The organism is Vibrio xiamenensis (genome assembly GCF_900100015.1).
GTDB lineage: Bacteria > Pseudomonadota > Gammaproteobacteria > Enterobacterales > Vibrionaceae > Vibrio > Vibrio xiamenensis.
This window is the reverse complement of sequence record NZ_FNDD01000004.1, coordinates 68,220-87,667: the sequence shown is the minus strand read 5'-3', so window position 1 is coordinate 87,667 and position 19,448 is coordinate 68,220. Positions and strand designations below refer to the sequence as shown.

Genomic DNA, 19,448 nt, shown 5'->3' with positions numbered 1-19,448 from the left:
GTAATGTTAGGGTTTTGTTACATTACAAAATATGATTGTGATTGCATATTTGAAATGGATTGGTTAAAAACTTTGCGCTACGCAAAATTCAGAGTTTCTTAAGTCATCCTTAAGTTAAAGAGCACAGTATTCTGAAAGTTATATTGTCCCTTTAAACGAAATTATGAGCTTGAGAATTTTTCACAGTTTTCCCCGTATTGAACTCAAAATGACCACCTTCGTCGCACTGATGGCGCTCTATTTTGCAACGGTGCTGAATTATCCGGTGGTTGCTAAAATATTCGACCTTAGTGAAGGCGCTGCCCATCCGTGGTTTCCCTATACCGCGCCATTTTTGTTGTTCTGCTGTTTTGTGATCATCTTTTCAGTGTTTGCACTGCCGTATTTGTTCAAACCTCTCATGGCACTGTTTACCCTGACCTCAGCAGCAGCGCTTTATGCCGCAGTGAATTTTCAGGTGATGTTTGATACCTCGATGATGGAGAGCGTGTTTGAAACTAACCTTTCTGAAGCCTCCTTTTATTTCAACATCAGCTCAATTCTATATGTGTTGGTGTTTGGGGTGATTCCCACCGTCTTTATTTTTAGTGTCGATATAGTGCCTCAACGAACTTGGTTTAAAGTGCTGGTGGCGCGTAGTAGCCTGATATTAATGGGTATCGCTGGCATTATTTTCGTTGCTGCCATCAGCTATAAAGATTACGCATCGGTTGGGCGCAACAATAAGTACCTGAGCAAAATGATCATTCCAGCACACATTTTTAACGCGGTGCGCTATATCGATAAGGCTCATTTCACTACTAAGCTGGCATACCAACCACAGGGTGAGGACGCGACGCTTAGAAAAGCGCAAAATGGTAAACCGACCCTAATGGTGTTGGTGCTTGGGGAAACCGCGCGGGGAATGAACTTCGCATACAACGGCTATGAGCGTGACACCAATCCCTATACCAAAGACTTAAATCTGATTTCATTTCAAGATGTCTCGTCATGCGGTACTTATACCGCGCTCTCGGTGCCGTGCATGTTTTCAAGTTTTGAGCGCAGTAACTACAACAAAGCCAAAGCGATGGCGCAGGACAACGTGCTGAATGTGATTGCCCATGCCGGAGTGGATATTTTGTGGATCGATAACGACGGTGGCGACAAAGGTGTCGCGAAAAAACTGGCGTATAAAGAGATAAAATCGTCACTAAAGAATGACGATTGTGATGGCAAAACCTGTTTTGATTCGGTGATGTTGGCAGATGCCGATACCTTTATCAACAAGGATGATGCCGACAAACTATTGGTCCTGCATACGATTGGTAGCCACGGCCCCACTTATTGGCAGCGTTATCCGCAGCATATGGGGACGTTTTCTCCTGCGTGCAATCGCAGCGACATCGAGAAATGTACTGACCAGCAGATCACCAATGTCTATGACAATACTCTGGTTTACACCGACTACATTTTGTCGCAAGTGGTGAAAAAGCTAGAAGGTCATGCCGACCGCTACAATGTCGCCATGATGTACATTTCTGACCACGGTGAATCGTTGGGCGAGAAAGGCTTATATTTGCATGGTACGCCGTATGCAATAGCACCGATTGAGCAAACTCAGGTTCCTTGGTTGATGTGGCTACCAAGCCAGTATGCGCAGCAAAAGGGCATCGACACCGATTGCCTGGCTCGCGAAGCTAAAACCAATGCTTACTCCCATGATAACTTCTTCCATAGCCTGCTCGGTTTTTACGGTGTGGAAACTCAAGTGAAAGATTCAAGCTTAGATTTAGTCGCTCAATGCCGACCGTCTTAGCGCCTTTTTGAACGTCGCTGCCTCGCGGTCAACTTCATGAGGCAGCGCGTAATCTAACACTGCAAAAATACCTTTTACTCTCAATCAGGTTAGCGCCATGAACTGTGATAATATCGAGCCAATTCAATCCATCACCTTTGAGCAAACCATGAAGCTATTAATTATTGAAGATTCAGAGCCGCTGCGCCGCAGTCTGTCGGTTGGGCTCAACAATCTCGGTTTTGCGGTGGATGATAGCGGTGATGGTGCAGAAGGGTTAAGTATGGCGCTAAATAATCACTATGATGCGATTGTGCTGGATCTGATGTTGCCCAGTGTTGCGGGCATGGACATTCTTAAAACCATTCGCCAGCAAGCCATTCATCAACAAAAACCTATGCCCCAAATTTTGATTTTGTCGGCTAAGACTGAAACGCAAGACCGGATTGATGGCTTACTGGAAGGGGCTGATGATTACCTTACCAAGCCGTTCTCGTTTGAAGAGTTGCATGCTCGAATTTTAGCTATCACTCGGCGCAGTAATCCATCTGCGGTCGATAACCACATTCGCGTGGGTGATTTTGATATCGATAAAAGCCTCAAAGTGTTTTCTTATCGTCAGCACTCGATTGAGCTGACCAAAAACGAGTTTAAAATTGTCCAGTGTCTGTTTGGCGCCAAAGGTCGAGTGGTCAGCATTGAAATGATCAGCGAAGCGGTGGTCGGCAGTTTTGATCATTTATCGAAAAACTCCATCGAAGCGCATTTATCTGCGGTGCGTAAAAAAGTCCGCCAGCTCGGCGCTGATTTACCGGTCAAAAATAAGCGTGGCTTTGGCTACATTGTCGAAGAGTAAGTTTCGCGTTGTTAGGTGAATCAATCTATGCCACATACAGCTAAAACTCAGGAGCTTGTCAAAACCAAGTCGATCAAACGCAATTTGATCAACTCGCTGTCGGCGGTGTTTGGTTTGATTGTGTTTGGCGTGTTTTTGAGCGTTGATTTGAGTGTGGATGGTTGGGTCGACAGCCAGTTTGACCAAGCGATGCTCAATAAAGCCAACAGTCTGAAATCGCATATTCGCCAAGTCGATAGCCATATTGATGTGGCGCTAAATAGCGATGCTGCGCCGGAATTTAAGCCCGGCAAAGATCCGCAGTTTTACCAAGTGTGGCAGGGTGAAGAAAGTTTGCAGCGCTCGGCCTCACTTGAGGCTTACTCGAACGTCGATTTACTGAAAACCGAATTGCCTCTTGGCAGCAGTAAAATCGTGCCCGTTGAGCTGCCTAATGGGTTATCGGGGCGTGCCTCGCTGTCGTATTTTGTGCCGAAATTAGCGCGCGGTGATGGCAACCCTGTGCCAGTGTACTTGACCATTTATAAGTCTGATCAAAGCACGGAACACTCGCTGCTGATCATCGATATTTTGTTAGTGAGCGGTTTTTGCCTATCGCTTGCAGTCATGCGTTACTTGGCGGTTACCATTGTTGATAAAGGTCTAAAGCCGCTGGATTCACTCAATCGCGAGTTGAAATCGATGCTGGTAGAAGATCACGCGGGCAGCAAAAAAGTGTCCAGTAATACTCCACGTTTGCTGTCAACGCCGGCGCGGCCAGTGGAAGAGATTGAACCGATTCGCCAAGAGATCAATAACTATATCCAAAATAACTTTAAGTTATTAAGCAACGAAAAACGCATTACCGGTGATATCGCCCACGAGCTGAAAACGCCGATTTCGGAAATCATTGCTCTGACCGAAGTGTATATTCGCTATCCCAATGATGCGCGCATTGGCGAAACCTATAAGCAGGACATGCTGTCGATTGCGAATCGTATGCGCAATATTGTCGAGAAACTGCTGTTACTCCAACGCACTTCTTCAACCTCAATCGAGCGCCATATTGAGCCGCTTGAGCTTAGCGATCTGCTTGAGCAGATTGTCAAAGAGCTGTCGTTTAAACAGCCTGATACTGCTCAACGGGTAACGATTGAAAGCGCGTATTCAAAACCGCTGATGGCAGATAGGTTTAGCCTCGAAACCATTTTGGTCAATTTACTTGATAACGCGCTGTTTTATGGCGTGCGAACGCAAAAGGTACGCCTCAACAGCCAAGTGGTTAATAATGCGCTGGTGCTGCGTATCGTGAATCACGTCGAACAGCCGCTCGATGATGAGCAACTCGAGAAGCTCACCGACCCACTGTTTCAAGTCGATTTTGCCCGCAGCGATGCTACGCGCTACGGTTTAGGGCTATCGATTGTCAATAATCTGTGCCATTTAAACGGTTGGACGCTAAGCCTTAGCCAAGCTGCGGGCAATACGTTTATTGCCGCGCTCAGTCTGCCGCTGACCGATACCCGTTCAGCGAGCTAAAAACTGCGCAATCCAACCCATCACTACGCTGGAATGGGGTGGCAGCTCCAAACTGGTGAGCGCGTGGTCATATTGCGCTTCATTTAACAGCTTACGCTTACGTTCAATGAGCTTGCGTTCAAACTCCAAACTGAATTCAGGATGCCCCTGAACGGTAAAGATATGTTCACCTTTACCAAGCATATAATTGGGGCAAAAATCGCTTGCAGCAATCAGTTCAAGTGAGTCAGGGCGGCGCAGCACTTGATCTTGATGGCTCACCAACAGCTGCAGTGTGTCGAGCTTTGGCGTCATCCATGGTTTGTGCTGCTCGATGCGATTGATGCTGACGCCCAATCCCCAGCCCTTATCGGATTTCGCCACTTCACCACCCAATGCGCGAGCAATAATTTGATGGCCAAAGCAGATGCCGACCAGCGGTACTTTGCACGCCTCGACCTTTATAATCCAAGCGGCGAGTTGCTCAATCCAGGGTTTATCGGCGTATGCATCGTGAGTGCTGCCGGTAATGATAAAGCCGTCAAACGCTTCAACATCGCTTGGCAGTTGCTGCATCACCGCATCAAAACAGTGATATTCAAATAGAGCAGGGTATTGCGCTTGTGAAAACGGCGCTAAGCCAGCCATGATCATATCGGCGTATTCACCAAATTCGGCGGCCAGTGGCGGCGCGACGGCGTCACAGACAATAATTGCTATTTTTCTCATCAACACGACTCCTTGTGTTTGAGCGCGGCAAGCCATGCCGCGAGGTTGAGATAGTCACAATAAGCTAATATATTTAACATTATTGCTGTTATTTTGCTTATTTAGGTTCACAAAAGTCAAAATAATGAACACAATTGGTTCTCGTCACTGTTCTGCTAACCGTTCTGGCAACAGCTGTGGTAACAGAATCATTCTTTCTAACGCGCGATGGAACGATGCGCGAAACCCATACACTCGCTCAGCGAAGCAAGGAATATTATGGACAATCAAACTTGGCACGCTTTATCCGAACAACTCGAATATTCAACTCAAGCGTTTATTAACGGCGAACTGACCGATGCGGTCAGCGGCAAAACCTTTTCTTCTCTTAATCCTGCCACTGGTGAGTCGCTGGGGCAATTCTCTCAGTGCGATAGTGCTGATGTCGATCTTGCGGTCGGTTTCGCGCGTCAGGCGTTTGAAAGCGGCGTGTGGTCGAGTAAATCGCCCAGCGAGCGCAAACAAGTGCTACTCGAATTTGCCAAGTTGATTGAGCTAAACCTCGACACATTGGCGCTGTTGGAATCGCTCGACGCTGGCAAACCCATTTCTGACACCCTTGGCTATGACGCGCCGGCTACTGCGCGCTGCATCGCTTGGAACGCCGAAGCGATTGACAAACTGTACGACGAAGTTGCGCCAACCACATCCGATGCTCTGGCTTTGGTCACCCGTGAGCCACTTGGCGTGGTTGCGGCAATTGTGCCGTGGAATTTTCCTGCCGTGATGGCTTCTTGGAAACTGGGTCCTGCGCTGGCGGCGGGCAACTCGGTTATCGTTAAACCATCGGAAAAAAGCCCGCTGTCAGCGATTTATCTTGCCAAGCTTGCGTATCAAGCCGGGCTTCCCGCTGGCGTTTTCCAAGTGCTGCCTGGCTTTGGGCACGAGGCGGGGCAAGCCCTAGCGCTGCACAGTGATGTCGACTGTATTACCTTTACCGGCTCAACTGCGGTGGGTAAAAAACTGCTGACCTTTGCAGGTGAGTCAAATCTTAAGCGTACGTTTATGGAGTGTGGTGGTAAGAGTCCGCACATCATTTTCCCTGATGTCAAAAACTTGGATAAAGCGGTTGCCACGGCAGCGGCGGCGATTTGTTATAACCAAGGTGAAGTGTGTACCGCAGGCTCGCGTTTACTCGTTCATCGCTCGCTGTATCAAACCGTGGTCGATAAACTGTGTCAGCAAGTACAAGACTGGCAGCCACAAAACCCATTGCTACTTGAGTCGAAAATGGGCGCAATCATTGATGAGCAGCAGATGAATAAAGTGCTTGGATATATTGAATTGGGTCAGCAGCAAGGCGCTACGCTTGCGTGCGGTGGTAAACAAGTGCTGAGCGAAACTGGCGGCTTTTATATTCAGCCAACCATTTTTAGTGATGTGACGCCTGATATGGCGATCGCGCGCGAAGAGATTTTCGGCCCTGTGCTGTCGGTGATTGCCTTTGATAGTACCGAACAGGCGATTCAAATTGCCAATGACAGCGAATATGGCTTGGCGGCAGGGTTGTGGACGGCAGATATTTCAACGGCGGTGCGAGTATCACGTGCGCTGCGCGCCGGTACAGTCTTTGTTAATAACTGGGATGGTGGGGACATGACCATGCCATTTGGCGGCTACAAGCAAAGTGGCAATGGCCGCGATAAATCTTTGCATGCGATAGAGAAATACACTGAGCTTAAATCCACTTGGATTGAACTCGACTAAGCGCTTTGGCGCTGGTTACTTGCAATAATAAACCCGCCAATTGGCGGGTTTATTATATACCGTAGAGCGAGCAGAGAATTTAGAACGTCGCCGGTGTCGCGGCGCTAATCAGTTCACATTCCACTTTGCCTTTGTTTCTGAATCGATGTGGAGTGCGCGTATCAAAATAGTACGAGTCACCAGGTTTCAGAACTCGGGTTTGATTACCAATGATGATCTCGATTTCACCGCGCAGCACGATGCCACCTTCTTCACCATCATGCTTCATGAAATCGGTACCCGTATCGGCACCCGGCGGGTAAGTTTCACGCATCACTGACAATTTACGTTTGGCGCGTTTGCTGCCGACCAGCAACATTTGAATCGCGCCATCGCCAAGGTCGACCAGCTCGTCTGCGGAATAGAAAATTTGTTCTTTGTTTTCAACATCAACGGTGAAAAATTCACCCATCGACACCGACATCGCATCTAAGATCTTTTTCAGTGAACCCACGGATGGGTTCACTTGATTTTTTTCAATTTGAGAAATCATGGAGTTGGTCACTCCACTTAATTTCGCCAGCTCACGCTGCGAGATACCTTTCATTGTTCGAATGGCTTTTAACTGGTTTCCCACGTCCATACATTTCTCCAGAAGTCTTAGGTCGCAGAACGTATTTCCCTCTGCCGCTTCTTCTCTGCTCGCGCCATCAGCCACCAAGCAAGGAAGGTCGCACATGATACAATAAGTATCATCAATGTCGCTAGTGCATTGATTTTAGGGCTGACACCAAGTCTCACACTGGAAAACACCACGATTGGCAGCGTGGTGGCGCTTGGCCCAGAAACAAAGCTTGAGATGACGAGGTCATCCAAAGACAGCGTAAACGCCAAGAGCCAGCCCGCCGCGAGCGCAGGGGTGATGGTGGGAATAGTGATTTGAAAGAACACTTTCCACGGCGGCGCGCCTAAGTCCTGAGCGGCTTCTTCAATTGAGCGGTCAAGCTCTTGCAGGCGCGAGTTAATCACCACAGTGACATAAGCGGTGCAGAAGGTGACATGGGCAATCCAGATGGTCATCATGCCGCGCTGTGCAAACAGTTCAAAGAACTGGCCGAGCGAGATAAACAGCAGCAATAGCGACAAACCGGTAATCACATCCGGCATAACCAGCGGTGCGGTGATCATAAATGCAAAGCTGGTTTCGCCGCGAAATTTGCCAAAGCGCTGCAGCACAAATGCGGCTATGGTGCCAAACACCACAGCCGTCGTGGCGGCCATGGCGCCGATGGTTAAGCTCAGTTTCAAGCCGTCAATCAACTGCTTGTCGTTAAATAGCTCGACATACCATTTGGTGGAAAATCCCGCCCAAACCGTGACCAAACGGCTTTCATTAAACGAGTAAAACACCAAAATCATGATCGGAATATAGAGAAAGGAGAAAACTAGGCCGAGCATGACCCATTTCCACTTGGTGTTGTAAACAGGAATCGCGTTCATTAGCCGTTCTCCAATTCACGTTTTTGATAGCGATGGAACCACAAAATTGGCACCATCAAAATAAGCAGCATAGTGATAGCCACGGCAGACGCCACCGGCCAGTCACGGTTGTTAAAGAACTCTTGCCACAACACTCGACCAATCAATATTGAATCTGGGCCGCCAAGCAGTTCGGGAATCACAAATTCGCCCACTGCAGGAATAAACACCAGCATTGAACCGGCGATGATGCCTGCTTTGGTCATTGGCACTAAAACTTGGAACAGCACTTTAAATGGTCTGGCGCCAAGGTCGAATGCGGCTTCCACCAGCGAGTAATCGACTTTCATCAATGCGGTATAAATGGGCAGCACCATAAACGGCAAATAGGTGTAGACAATGCCGATGTACACCGCCAAATCGGTGTGAAGAATCTTAAGTGGCTGGTCGATAATGCCGATGCTCATCAACAGGTTATTGAGTAGGCCGTTGTTTTTCAAAAGGCCAATCAATGCGTAAACGCGAATCAAAAAGCTGGTCCACGATGGCAAGATGATCAGCATCAGCAGCACATTTCGAGTTGCCGGTTTGGAGTGCACAATTGCCCACGCGGTTGGGTAGCCAATCAGCAAACACAGCAGGGTTGAAATGGCTGCAGTACGAATCGATAGCAAGTAAGACGAGGCGTAAAGATCGTCTTGCACCAAATACAGGTAGCTGCCGACGTTGAGAAATACCTCGAGTTTGTCGTCGAGATAATTGAACAGATCAGAGTAGGGAGGAATCGAAAGTTGCGCTTCAGCGAAACTGATTTTGAACACAAATAGGAACGGCAGGAGAAAGAACAGCAGCAGCCACGTAAATGGCACGCCGACCACCGCGTACTGCCCATAGCGAATCGACTTTAAGTAATTGAGTAACTTCATATTGTCAGTACCACCCCGCTGTCCATTTCCCAATACAGGCTGATGGGCTCATTCCAAGTTGGCATTTGCGAATTAACGCGGCTGACGTTTTGTACTGAGGCGGTGACCAGTTTGCCACTTGGCAAACGCACATGATAAATCGACTGACTACCAAGGTAGGCAATGTCTTCAACGATGCCGGTACACGTATTGCCTTGGCTGAGCGATTCTTGGCAAATGAAGATTTTCTCAGGGCGCACCGCGACCATCAGTTGGGTGCCGACGGTGGCTGAGATGCCGTGGTTGAGTATCACCGGTTTTTTTAGCGCATCGCAGGTAATTTCGGCGCGGTCGCTGCGCGATTTGGTCAGCGTGCCTTCAAAGATGTTGACCGAACCGATAAATTCGGCGCTCATACGTGAGTTTGGCGATTCGTAGATCGACTCCGGCGCGCCAATTTGAACGAATTGGCCTTTATTCATGACCGCGATGCGATCGGCCATGGTCATGGCTTCTTCCTGATCGTGCGTCACCATCACACAGGTCACGCCAACCCGTTCGAGAATATCGACGATTTCGAGCTGCATTTTTTCGCGCAGGTTTTTATCCAGCGCGCCCATTGGCTCATCAAGCAGCAGCAGTTTGGGCTTTTTAGCAAGGCTGCGCGCGAGCGCCACACGCTGGCGTTGACCACCAGAGAGTTGATGCGGTTTACGGTTGGCGTAGTCTTGCATGTGAACCAAGGTCAGCAATTCGTTGACTGTGGTTTTGATCTCTTTCTTTGGCACACCATCTTGCTTGAGACCAAAGGCGATATTGTTGAACACCGTCATATGGGGGAACAGTGCATAGGACTGAAACATCATATTGACTGGGCGTTTATAGGGCGGGATTTTAGATAGGTCTTGACCATCGAGAATGATTTGCCCTTTGCTTGGCGCTTCAAAACCCGCCAGCATTCGTAGCAAGGTCGATTTACCACAGCCAGAGGCACCAAGCAGCGCAAAAATTTCGCCTTGGTGAATGGTTAAATCAATGTTGTCGACGGCAGGTAGACCTTCAAACTCTTTGCTGAGTCCTTTGATTTCAAGTAAGACTTTCTTGTCTTTTTTGCCAATATTCAAGCGCGACTCAATCGGTGTTGGGGCTGATTTCACAGCAAGCATAGTCATAACAAATCCTTGTTCTACATAACCTTTTCGCCCTTGGCTTCATGCCAAGGGCGTTTTCCTTGATCAGTTTTTAACGAAGTCTGTCCAAGTACGAGTCAGCGCTCGCGTGGCTTTCATTGGCAGAATTGCGTTGGTGTAGAGCTTCTCTTGCACCGCTGGCGTCGGGAAGATACTTGGGTCGTTAATGATGTCCGGTTCGACGAATTCACGTGACGGAATATTTGGGTTTGAGTACCAAACATAGTTGGTGATATCGGCGATGACTTTTGGACGCAAAATGTAGTTGATGAATTTCTCGGCATTCTCTGGATGCTTGGCATCTTTAGGAATGGCGAGTAGGTCAAACCATGCTAGTGCGCCTTCTTTTGGAATCGAATACGCGATTTCAACACCGTTGTTGGCTTCGGTTGCCCGGTCAGCCGCTTGCATCACATCACCAGACCAGCCGATCACCACACAGATATCGCCGTTGGCCAAATCGTTAATGTATTGCGATGAGTGGAAGTAGGTGATGTAAGGGCGTACTTTCTCCAGCATGGTGAGTGCATCTTTGTAATCTGATGGGTTGGCTGAGTTGGGATCTTTACCGATGTAGTTGAGCGCCGCAGCCATGATTTCGGTTGGCGCGTTTAGGTAAGCCACGCCACATGAGGCGAGTTTTTCCATGTATTTAGGCTCAAAGACTAAATCCCAACTGTCGACAGGCGCATCATCACCCAGCACTTGTTTGACTTTTTCAACGTTGTAGCCAATGCCCGTGGTTCCCCAAAGGTAAGGCACGGCAAATTGGTTGTCTGGGTCAACAGAGCTTGCCAACATGCCCATCAATTTCGGGTCGAGGTTGGCGTAGTTCGACAATTTGGCTTTATCAAGCGGCATAAATGCGCCCGCTTTGGCTTGGCGACCAAGAAAGTCGTTACTTGGCACCACTAAGTCAAAACCCGTGTTACCAGACAGAATTTTGGCTTCCAGCACTTCGTTCGAATCAAATACGTCGTAGACGACTTTAATGCCGGTCTCTTTTTCAAAATCGGCAATGGTGTTTTCCGCGATATAGTCTGACCAGTTGTAAATGTTCAGCACTTTTTCTTCTTCCGCCTGAGCAAAGCCAGACACGGCAACAGCCATCAGGCCAGTCAACAACGCATTTTTCTTCAGAGGGTTAAACATATGGTTCTCCGATCCTTGGGGTTGATATGTTTGACAAGGGTTATAAGTTCGCTAACGTCTTGTCGAGGGCGAGTGTCGCTCGTTCAACGAGCAAATCAATTTCCTGTTTAGTGATGATAAGCGGCGGTGACACGATCATGGTGTCACCCACAGCGCGCATCACCAGACCACTGGCAATACAATTTTCGCGGCACATCATGCCCACTTCCAACTCTTTGCTGTAACGCTCCTTACTGGCTTTATCGCGCACCAGTTCAATGGCGCCAACCATGCCTTTTGAGCGAGCTTCACCCACTAATGGGTGCTGCGCGAGTTGCTGCCATTTATCGGCAAAATAGGGAATGATCGACTCTTTGAGCGTGGGAATGATGTGTTGCTTTTGCATCTCTTCAATATTGGCAATCGCCACCGCGCAAGCCGCTGGATGACCAGAATAGGTAAAGCCGTGGGCAAATTCGGAATTGGCGTCTTTGAGCACTTGTGCAACCTCATCACGCACCATCACACCGCCAAGTGGCAGGTAACCGGAGGTGATGCCTTTAGCCATGCACAAGAGATCAGGGCGAATGTTGTAGGTTTGGCTGGCAAACCATTCACCGGTGCGGCCAAAACCGCAAATTACTTCATCGGCAACCAGCAAGATTTCATATTTATCGCAGATGCGTTGAATTTCTGGCCAGTAGCTTTCAGGTGGAATGATCACACCGCCTGCGCCTTGAATAGGCTCAGCGATAAAGGCCGCGACGTTGTCTTCGCCAAGTTCTAGAATTTTCGCTTCAAGCTGACGCGCACGTTCAAGGCCAAAGGCTTGAATATCATCACCATCGTACTCACCAAATGCGTAGGGTTGGTCGATATGCACAATGTCTGGCACCAAGCAGCCAGTTTGTTTGTGCATGAACTCCATGCCGCCAAGGCTGGCCCCTGCGATGGTACTGCCGTGGTAGGCATTTTTACGTGCAATGATGGTTTTCTTGTTGGTCTTGCCAAGGTTATTCCAGTAGTAACGCACCATGCGCACGACGGTATCGTTACACTCTGAGCCTGAACCGGTAAAAAACACATGATTCATGCCCTCGGGTGTGACTTCGGCAAGCAATTTAGCCAAGCGCGCCGCTGGTGGGTGCGAGGTTTGGAAGAACAAGTTGTAGTAGGGCAGTTCGCTTAGCTGCTTGGTGGCCGCTTCAATCAGAGGTTGACAACTGTAACCTAAATTAACGCACCACAGCCCTGACATACCATCAAGAATTTGGTGGCCGTGCTCATCAAAAATATAGACACCTTCTGCGCGCTCGATCATACGCGAGCCTTTGCGGTTCAAGTCATGATAGTTACTAAATGGATGAAAGCAGTGCTGGGCATCGTATTCAACAAGTTCTGACATGAGAAATCCTTTTCTTATTCGTGACTTTGGTCAGTGAAATCCGTATCTGTGTCGCTGGCGTGTTAGCACCTTGATTAATGCATTGATTAATAACGTGACTCACACATTGAGCAGCAAAAACTCCCGTTCCCAAGAGCTGATGACTTGGAAGAAGGTTTCGTATTCTTTGCGCTTAATGGCAACGTAAGCCGCAACAAAACGTTCGCCGAGAATCTCTTTAAGTTCATCGCACGCTTGCAGTTGTACCAGAGCATCTTCCAAGGTATGCGGTAGCGTGTACGGATTTTGGCTGGTGTCCTCGGTCGAAATCGAGGTCGGTTTGAGTTGGTTTTTTACGCCCAAATAGCCACTCGCCAAGCTTACTGCCATCGCCAAATATGGGTTGGCATCAGCGCCGACGTAACGGTTTTCCAACCGGCGCGAGTTTTTGCCTGATACCGGAACGCGAAGCCCTACGGTGCGGTTGTCTTCCCCCCAATCAAGGTTGGTTGGTGCACAATCACCAAAGATCAAGCGGCGATAGGAGTTGACGTTGGGCGCATAGAACGCAATCGCTGCCGGGGTGTATTTCTGCATGCCGCCGATGTAGTGCATGAAGAATTCGCTGTTGGTGCCATCTGGGTTGCTAAATAGGTTGTTGCCGTCAGCATCAAGAATGTTTTGATGAATGTGCATCGCGCTGCCGGGCTCTTGTTCCATTGGCTTGGCCATAAACGTCGCGTAAACGTTGTGGCGCAGCGCCGCTTCACGTACGGTACGCTTAAATAAAAATACTTGGTCGGCGCTTTCAAGTGCATCGCCATGGTCAAAGTTGATCTCCATTTGCGCCGCCCCGGATTCGTGAATCAGGGTATCGACATCAAGCTTTTGAAGATCACAAAAGTCGTACATCTCTTCAAACAGCGGATCAAACTCGTTGACTGCATCAATGCTGAACGATTGACGCGCCGTTTCTGGGCGACCATTGCGGCCAATTGGCGGCTTGAGTGGGTAGTCCCAGTCGAGGTTTTGCTGCACCAAGAAAAACTCCAGCTCTGGCGCAACCACCGGCGTCCAACCCTCATTTTCGTACAGTTTAAGTACCTTGCGAAGCACGCTACGCGGCGAAATTTCCGCCGGGTTGCCGTGGCTATCAAAACAGTCATGGATGATTTGCGCGGTGGGCTCTTTGGCCCAAGGGACAAAGCGAATGGTATTGATATCCGGCTCAAGGTGCATGTCACGTTCGGTGAGATCGATCATGCTGTCGTCGTCTGGCCAGTCACCAGTGACGGTTTGGAAGAATAGGCTCTCTGGCAGGCGCATGCCTTGGTCATTGATGTATTTATGCGCTGGAATAATTTTACCGCGCGCATTGCCGGTAATGTCTGGCACCAAGCATTCTACTTCGGTGATGCGGTTTTCAGTAAACCACTGTTTGATGATGTCCATATCACTCAATATCCATGGGTTGCGTAAAGTATATCGAAACATTTTCATAACAATACTAAATCTAGAATTGTCAATTAAACGGTTAATTGTCAACCGCTTTGTTCGATATTTACCTAACTAATTTCCGATTATGGGACTTTGGGAATCTACTGTTGCAATATATTTAACAATATGCCTATTCTATTTGAGTCTATTTTTTGTGCTGTTTGATAAGGAAATCGATAATGAGCCAAGGACGAAGAAAATGGATGACTCAAGAGGATATTCCGCAAGCGATCGCCTTTGCAGAGCAATATCCTGATGTCCACAGCGTGGATCTGATTCTGTTCGACATGAACGGAATGGAGCGTGGAAAGCGCATCCCAATCAACATGTTACCTAAGGTCGTCGAAAATGGTTTGTACATGCCTGCATCGATTTTTGCCCTCGACATTACGGGTGAAACCGTTGAGGAAACCGGGCTGGGATTTGAGCTAGGTGATGGCGACCGCATCTGCCGAATTGTAACGAATACCTTGTCGCTGGTGCCATGGAAAGAGGGGGTGGCTCAAGCGGTGTTGACCATGTTAGATCAAGACCAAACTCAAGGTTTTTTCGCCGACCCTCGCCACGCTTTGCGCCGCCAGCTCAATGGTTTGGCAGAGCAAGAGTTATACCCGTGTGTGGCGGTCGAGTTTGAGTTTTATCTCCAAGACAGTGAGCTTGATAGTGAAGGCAATCCGCAACCACCTTTGATGCCCCTTAGTGGCAAACGCATGACCCAGACTCAAGTCTATTCACTCGATGAACTCGATGAGTTTCGCGGCTTTATCGATGAAGTGATTTCAGTATGTGAAACGCAAAATATTCCCGCATCCAACATTTTGGCCGAATATGCTCCGGGCCAGTTTGAGGTCAATTTGCACCATAACCTCGATGTGATGCAGGCCTGTGACCAAGCTATGCTGATGAAACGAGTGGTACGGGCGATAGCGAAGAAGCACGGTTTTGAAGCCAACTTTATGGCGAAACCGTATTCTGACTATGCTGGTAATGGCTGCCACATTCACGTCAGTATGCAAGACAGGTTCGGCGACAATGTGTTTTGCCAACACGAGCAAATGCTCAAACACGCGATTGGAGGCGTATTGGCTTACATGCCAGAGACCATGGCGATCATCGCGCCCAATGCGAACTCGTATCGCCGCTTTCAGCCCAATATGTTTGTGTCGTTATGGCCCAATTGGGGCTGGGATAACCGCACGGTCGCACTGAGAATTCCATCCGGAGAAGCGGCGGATACTCGCCTTGAGCACCGCTTACCTGGCGCTGATTGTAACCCTTACTTAGTGGTGGCGACCATTTTGGCGACTATCAAAGAGGGGCTGGATAACCACATTGAGCCGCCGCTAGCCGTTGAAGGCAACGCCTACGAGCTGGAAGGTGAGAATTTCTTGCCGATTTCCTGGCCTCAGGCTCTTGAGCGTTTCGAGCACAGTGACGTGCTAAAAAAACGCTTAACGCCAGAGTTCTGTCATGTTTACCATCAGAGTAAACACAGCGAGCAAGTTAACTTCTTTTCCCAAGTCTCACCGTTGGAATATCAGTGGTACCTGTGATAAGTCGTTAAATAAAAGGATTTTATTTAGATGTTAAGGATAACCAACCATGAAGCAACCGCACGTTGATTCGTACTACGCGGCCAGTGCCAACCACGATTTTGATTTTCCACCCCTACAAGGTGCGCAAAGCGCCGATGTGTGCGTTATCGGTGCTGGTATTACCGGTACCGTAACCGCCTTAGAGCTGGCTAAGAAAGGCTACAAAGTCATTGTTCTCGAAGCAGAAAAAGTCTCTTGGGGCGCTTCGGGGCGCAGTGGTGGCCAAGCCATTTTTGGCTGGGCGAGCGAACAAGACAGCTTGGAAAAGCTGGTGGGCGCGCCTGATGCCAAAACCCTGTGGGACCTTTCCGTTGAAGCGCTGGAAACCACTAAAGGCTACATCAAAGATTACAACATCGATTGCGATTGGCGCGATGGTATGGTGCATTTGGCGATCAAAGCGCGCCACGAACGGGAACTCAAACAGTGGCATGAAAGCTTAGCGAACAAATATGGCTATGGTTCACTTGAGCTATGGGATAAGCAGCAAGTTCGCGACAATATTGATAGTGAGCGCTACTGCTTTGGTATGTTTGACCGCAATAGTGGTCACTTACATCCGCTCAATTACACTCTGGGTTTGGTTGCGGCGGCCAAAGCGCTCGGGGTCGAGTTTTATGAAGGCAGCCGAGTCAAAAAGATCCACCACGGGTCGCCAGCCAAAATTGTTACCGCCAAAGGACAGGTAACCGCCGATTATGTAGTGCTAGCTTGTAATGCCTATATGGAAGGGCTGGACTTCAAACTCGAAAGCCGAGTGATGCCTGTCGGCACCTATATCTGCGCCTCTGAGCCATTGGAGCCTTCGCTTGCCGGTTCGTTAATGAAAAACAACATCGCGGCGTGCGACATTAATTTTGTGCTCGACTATTTCCGCTGCTCGGCAGATCATCGCATGTTGTTTGGTGGACGTTGCAGTTACTCTGGTATCGACCCGCGCAGTATCGAAGGCACGATGCGCAAACGCATGGTCGATGTCTTTCCCCAATTGAAAAACGTCAAGATTGACTACGCTTGGGGCGGCTATGTCGGCATTACTATGAATCGCGCGCCGTACTTTGGCCGTATCAAAGACAACGTGTTTTACGCTCAAGGTTTTTCGGGGCACGGCATTGCTGCTACTGGGCTTGCGGGCAAACTCATGGCTGAAGCGGTATCCGGCACTGCTGAGCGGTTAGATGTGTTTGAACGCATTCCGCATCTGCCATTTCCCGGCGGACGCTTACTGCGCACACCAGCGCTTGTACTGGCGATGAGCTACTACCGCCTACGGGATATTTTGTAGTCGCCAACAACAAGGTAAAAAATTAACGACCAAAGCAAAAGCCTGCGCTGAGCGACTCTATAAACTCACCGCAGGCTTTTCTATGTTAAATCTTGCTCAAGGCAAAGTTGCTCTGAATCTCAAAGTGTTTTAAACAAGTTCGGTTGGCACTGTGTCCGAATAGAGCAGGTACTGTTCATCGTCGTACGTTGCAACGATTTTATACTCTCCTGTCGCGAGCGTTGAAACATCAATATCATCAAATTCATCGCTAAACTCGATATTAAAACCATCCAACCACAACCCATTGTTAGCGCTGGCGTTGTTGGCCAATAGCTGCTGATCGATGTTTAGCGTTTGAGTGCTTATACTGGCATTGACCAGCGTTTCAAAGTTCTCAAAATCAATATCATTGATGTGGGTTGCGGTGAGAGTATCGCTGCCGTCACCACCGTCGACATAGCGCAATTGACTGCTCGACTCCGCTCCAGCAAGGATGCATTTGAAACTATCATCTCCCGCACTTAAATCAATGTTAAATTCGGTCCAGCGGGTACCAGCGACAGCTTGCATGGTCAGGTAGTCGCTTTGTTCACTGCCCGTGATTGTAAATAGATTGCTCCAACTCGCACTGTTGCTGTATACCTCGATATAAACATCGCTTTCGCCTTCAAGAGAAGATAAGTCTATTTCTCCTCGCTTGATATCATAAATATTTATATCACTACTTGCCCAACCAGGTTCGCTAAGATCACTACTTAACTCCAAATAGAGATCGACAAAGTTTTTTAGGGTTAACGTGCCATATTGATTGCCACCAAAACCGGCTGACGAATCGATATAGAGTTCTTTTACTCCTTGTTGATTCCACTCGCCGATATTTTCTATGCGATCTTCACCTATGCCATAGTGATCCCAAGAATCATAGATTTCGACTAGCCCTTGCTGTCTGGTTTGGATATCTCCCATGTAAGACCCTGTGAAGCCAAAGGTCAGATCCAGTACTTCGCCGTTTTCGGCAGTAAGATTGGACGCGCTGCCTGTGCCATCAATGTTGGTGGTGCCTACGATTGCGCTCATCACTCGTTCCTTGTGCTCATTGAGATAGGTCATTAGCAAGTATAAAAAGGCTTGGTTTGAGAAAGGGATGATTTTTTATATCGTAACAAGAGACCAATTTTTAGGCAGTGGTTGGTTAAATAGTATTTAGTGAACTTAAACGCTCCCTGTGAGGGAGCGAATGTATTTGAAGGTTACTCGATAAGCGCTTTAACGGCTTGTTCGGTGGGTGTCGAACCTGAAGTTAACTCCACAATACAGCGTGTTAGCTCAGGTAGGGAGGCAATTTGGGTTAAAGCGTTTAAAGATATAAGCCAATTGTTTGCCAAATAGTGAACGACAATCAGCGAACTTCGTTGCTAATTATGTGAAATGGATCTAAGTATTAACATTATGACTACGATGAATTAACTCAATTCGGCGCGAGATAAAAACTAGCAAACGCACTGCTAAAGTGCGTTTTCTTATTTTTGAACCAATTTGGGTCAATAACAGTGAATTCGCTCGAGATAGGTTTTGTGTTGCACGCGATGCTGATATTCAAGCGGAGTTGTGCTTACTAACTTTTTGAATTCCCTTAGAAAATGTGATTGATCGCTAAAGCCTAGCTCGCTCGCTAAATCTGAAAATGCCAGTTGTGGGCTGTGATTGATGTTGTACACCGCGGACTGGCAGCGAATCGCACGGCAAAATGCCTTAGGTGTTTGACCGGTTTCGGCTAGAAATTGACGCTGGATGGTGCGACTGCAATAACCGCTATAGCGTTCAAGTTGTTGAATTTGAATGTTGCCTTGTTGCTGACAAATTTTTCCCACTAACTGGCGGGTTAGAGGGGATAACCGCGAGGCGCTTTTCGCGTGCAGAAATTGGCTCACAATCGCCACCTGTTTAGCAAAATCCGTTTGCTCGACGACTTGCTCAAAAATTGGCTTGGCTCGCGGCATAATGTCGAGAAAATCGATTTGGTTATCAATGATTTCTTTGGCCGATACATCGAGAAAATCGGGAATATAGCCAGGTAAAAAGCGCACGCCAAAATAGCGATGCCCACGCTCAAATTGAATCTCTTTAGCTTGCAAAGCCGTACCGCAAACTTGGGCGATGGGTTCATTCTGGTCGCAATCAAATAGCAGGTCGACACAACCGTCTGGAATAGCAATCGGGTGTTGGTGATGGCCGTCGGCTTCAAAGCTGTAATAGTGGGAAACAAACGGGTTCGCCGAATTGATATGGGTGGAATACTTAGCCGCGCTCATGACAAACCAAGGTTGTTTGGAGCGAATTCCGCTGACCGGAAGGGCACGTAAAAGACCTGTCATTATTGCTATCCATGCAGTGAATGATATTTAGCCTTCTGCAA

General features: G+C 48.3%; 16 protein-coding genes. 6 read left to right on the top strand and 10 right to left on the bottom strand.

Features of this window, described 5'->3' with window-relative positions:
- Positions 1 to 208 precede the first annotated feature (208 nt).
- The 3 genes from BLS03_RS04890 (at position 209) to BLS03_RS04880 (ending at position 4,151) form a co-directional block, all read left to right on the top strand.
- Positions 209 to 1,798: a phosphoethanolamine transferase gene (locus BLS03_RS04890; protein ID WP_093269455.1), complete on the top strand. Its 1,590-nt coding sequence runs from the start codon at positions 209 to 211 to the stop codon at positions 1,796 to 1,798.
- Positions 1,799 to 1,946: 148 nt separating this feature from the next.
- Complete coding sequence (locus BLS03_RS04885) at positions 1,947 to 2,633, top strand: response regulator transcription factor (protein WP_093269603.1); 687 nt, start codon at positions 1,947 to 1,949, stop codon at positions 2,631 to 2,633.
- Between the two features lie 27 nt (positions 2,634 to 2,660).
- The gene (locus tag BLS03_RS04880; protein WP_093269452.1) at positions 2,661 to 4,151 is read left to right on the top strand and encodes a sensor histidine kinase; all 1,491 of its coding nucleotides are present in this window, start codon (positions 2,661 to 2,663) and stop codon (positions 4,149 to 4,151) included.
- Here BLS03_RS04880 and BLS03_RS04875 read toward each other — a convergent pair.
- Entirely contained in the window at positions 4,140 to 4,859 is a 720-nt protein-coding gene (locus BLS03_RS04875; RefSeq protein WP_218121985.1) for a glutamine amidotransferase-related protein, read from the bottom strand. The genes BLS03_RS04880 and BLS03_RS04875 overlap by 12 nt on opposite strands.
- Before the next feature lie 258 nt (positions 4,860 to 5,117).
- Here BLS03_RS04875 and BLS03_RS04870 point away from each other — a divergent pair, with 258 nt between their 5' ends.
- Positions 5,118 to 6,605, top strand: coding sequence for an aldehyde dehydrogenase (locus BLS03_RS04870; RefSeq protein ID WP_093269449.1), 1,488 nt, complete (start codon positions 5,118 to 5,120; stop codon positions 6,603 to 6,605).
- Positions 6,606 to 6,684: 79 nt separating this feature from the next.
- On the opposite strand, the gene BLS03_RS04865 is transcribed toward BLS03_RS04870, so the two are convergent.
- From BLS03_RS04865 to BLS03_RS04835, 7 genes are all read right to left on the bottom strand, one after another.
- Complete coding sequence (locus tag BLS03_RS04865) at positions 6,685 to 7,227, bottom strand: cupin domain-containing protein (RefSeq protein ID WP_093269447.1); 543 nt, start codon at positions 7,225 to 7,227, stop codon at positions 6,685 to 6,687.
- A 17-nt stretch (positions 7,228 to 7,244) separates the two neighbouring features.
- Complete coding sequence (locus BLS03_RS04860; RefSeq protein WP_093269444.1) at positions 7,245 to 8,084, bottom strand: ABC transporter permease subunit; 840 nt, start codon at positions 8,082 to 8,084, stop codon at positions 7,245 to 7,247.
- Positions 8,084 to 8,989: a putrescine ABC transporter permease PotH gene (gene potH / locus BLS03_RS04855; RefSeq protein ID WP_093269441.1), complete on the bottom strand. Its 906-nt coding sequence runs from the start codon at positions 8,987 to 8,989 to the stop codon at positions 8,084 to 8,086. Before potH ends, BLS03_RS04860 begins: the two co-directional genes overlap by 1 nt.
- Complete coding sequence (potA, locus tag BLS03_RS04850) at positions 8,986 to 10,134, bottom strand: polyamine ABC transporter ATP-binding protein (protein ID WP_425445093.1); 1,149 nt, start codon at positions 10,132 to 10,134, stop codon at positions 8,986 to 8,988. The genes potH and potA overlap by 4 nt, the downstream gene beginning before the upstream one ends.
- A gap of 69 nt (positions 10,135 to 10,203) precedes the next feature.
- Entirely contained in the window at positions 10,204 to 11,268 is a 1,065-nt protein-coding gene (locus BLS03_RS04845) for a polyamine ABC transporter substrate-binding protein (protein WP_342720188.1), read from the bottom strand.
- Between the two features lie 82 nt (positions 11,269 to 11,350).
- A complete protein-coding gene (locus BLS03_RS04840; protein ID WP_093269434.1) occupies positions 11,351 to 12,694 on the bottom strand; it encodes an aspartate aminotransferase family protein in 1,344 nt (447 codons plus the stop codon).
- A 99-nt stretch (positions 12,695 to 12,793) separates the two neighbouring features.
- Complete coding sequence (locus BLS03_RS04835) at positions 12,794 to 14,125, bottom strand: glutamine synthetase family protein (RefSeq protein WP_093269431.1); 1,332 nt, start codon at positions 14,123 to 14,125, stop codon at positions 12,794 to 12,796.
- Between the two features lie 224 nt (positions 14,126 to 14,349).
- Between BLS03_RS04835 and BLS03_RS04830 the strand changes: the two genes are divergently transcribed.
- Entirely contained in the window at positions 14,350 to 15,723 is a 1,374-nt protein-coding gene (locus BLS03_RS04830; RefSeq protein ID WP_093269428.1) for a glutamine synthetase family protein, read from the top strand.
- A gap of 49 nt (positions 15,724 to 15,772) precedes the next feature.
- Positions 15,773 to 17,050: an NAD(P)/FAD-dependent oxidoreductase gene (locus BLS03_RS04825; protein ID WP_093269425.1), complete on the top strand. Its 1,278-nt coding sequence runs from the start codon at positions 15,773 to 15,775 to the stop codon at positions 17,048 to 17,050.
- Between the two features lie 129 nt (positions 17,051 to 17,179).
- Here the strand turns inward: BLS03_RS04825 and BLS03_RS04820 are convergent, their stop codons facing one another.
- Both BLS03_RS04820 and BLS03_RS04815 read right to left on the bottom strand, forming a co-directional pair.
- Entirely contained in the window at positions 17,180 to 18,109 is a 930-nt protein-coding gene (locus BLS03_RS04820) for a hypothetical protein (RefSeq protein WP_093269423.1), read from the bottom strand.
- 464 nt (positions 18,110 to 18,573) lie between these two features.
- Complete coding sequence (locus BLS03_RS04815) at positions 18,574 to 19,407, bottom strand: AraC family transcriptional regulator (protein ID WP_093269420.1); 834 nt, start codon at positions 19,405 to 19,407, stop codon at positions 18,574 to 18,576.
- Between the last annotated feature and the right edge of the window lie 41 nt (positions 19,408 to 19,448).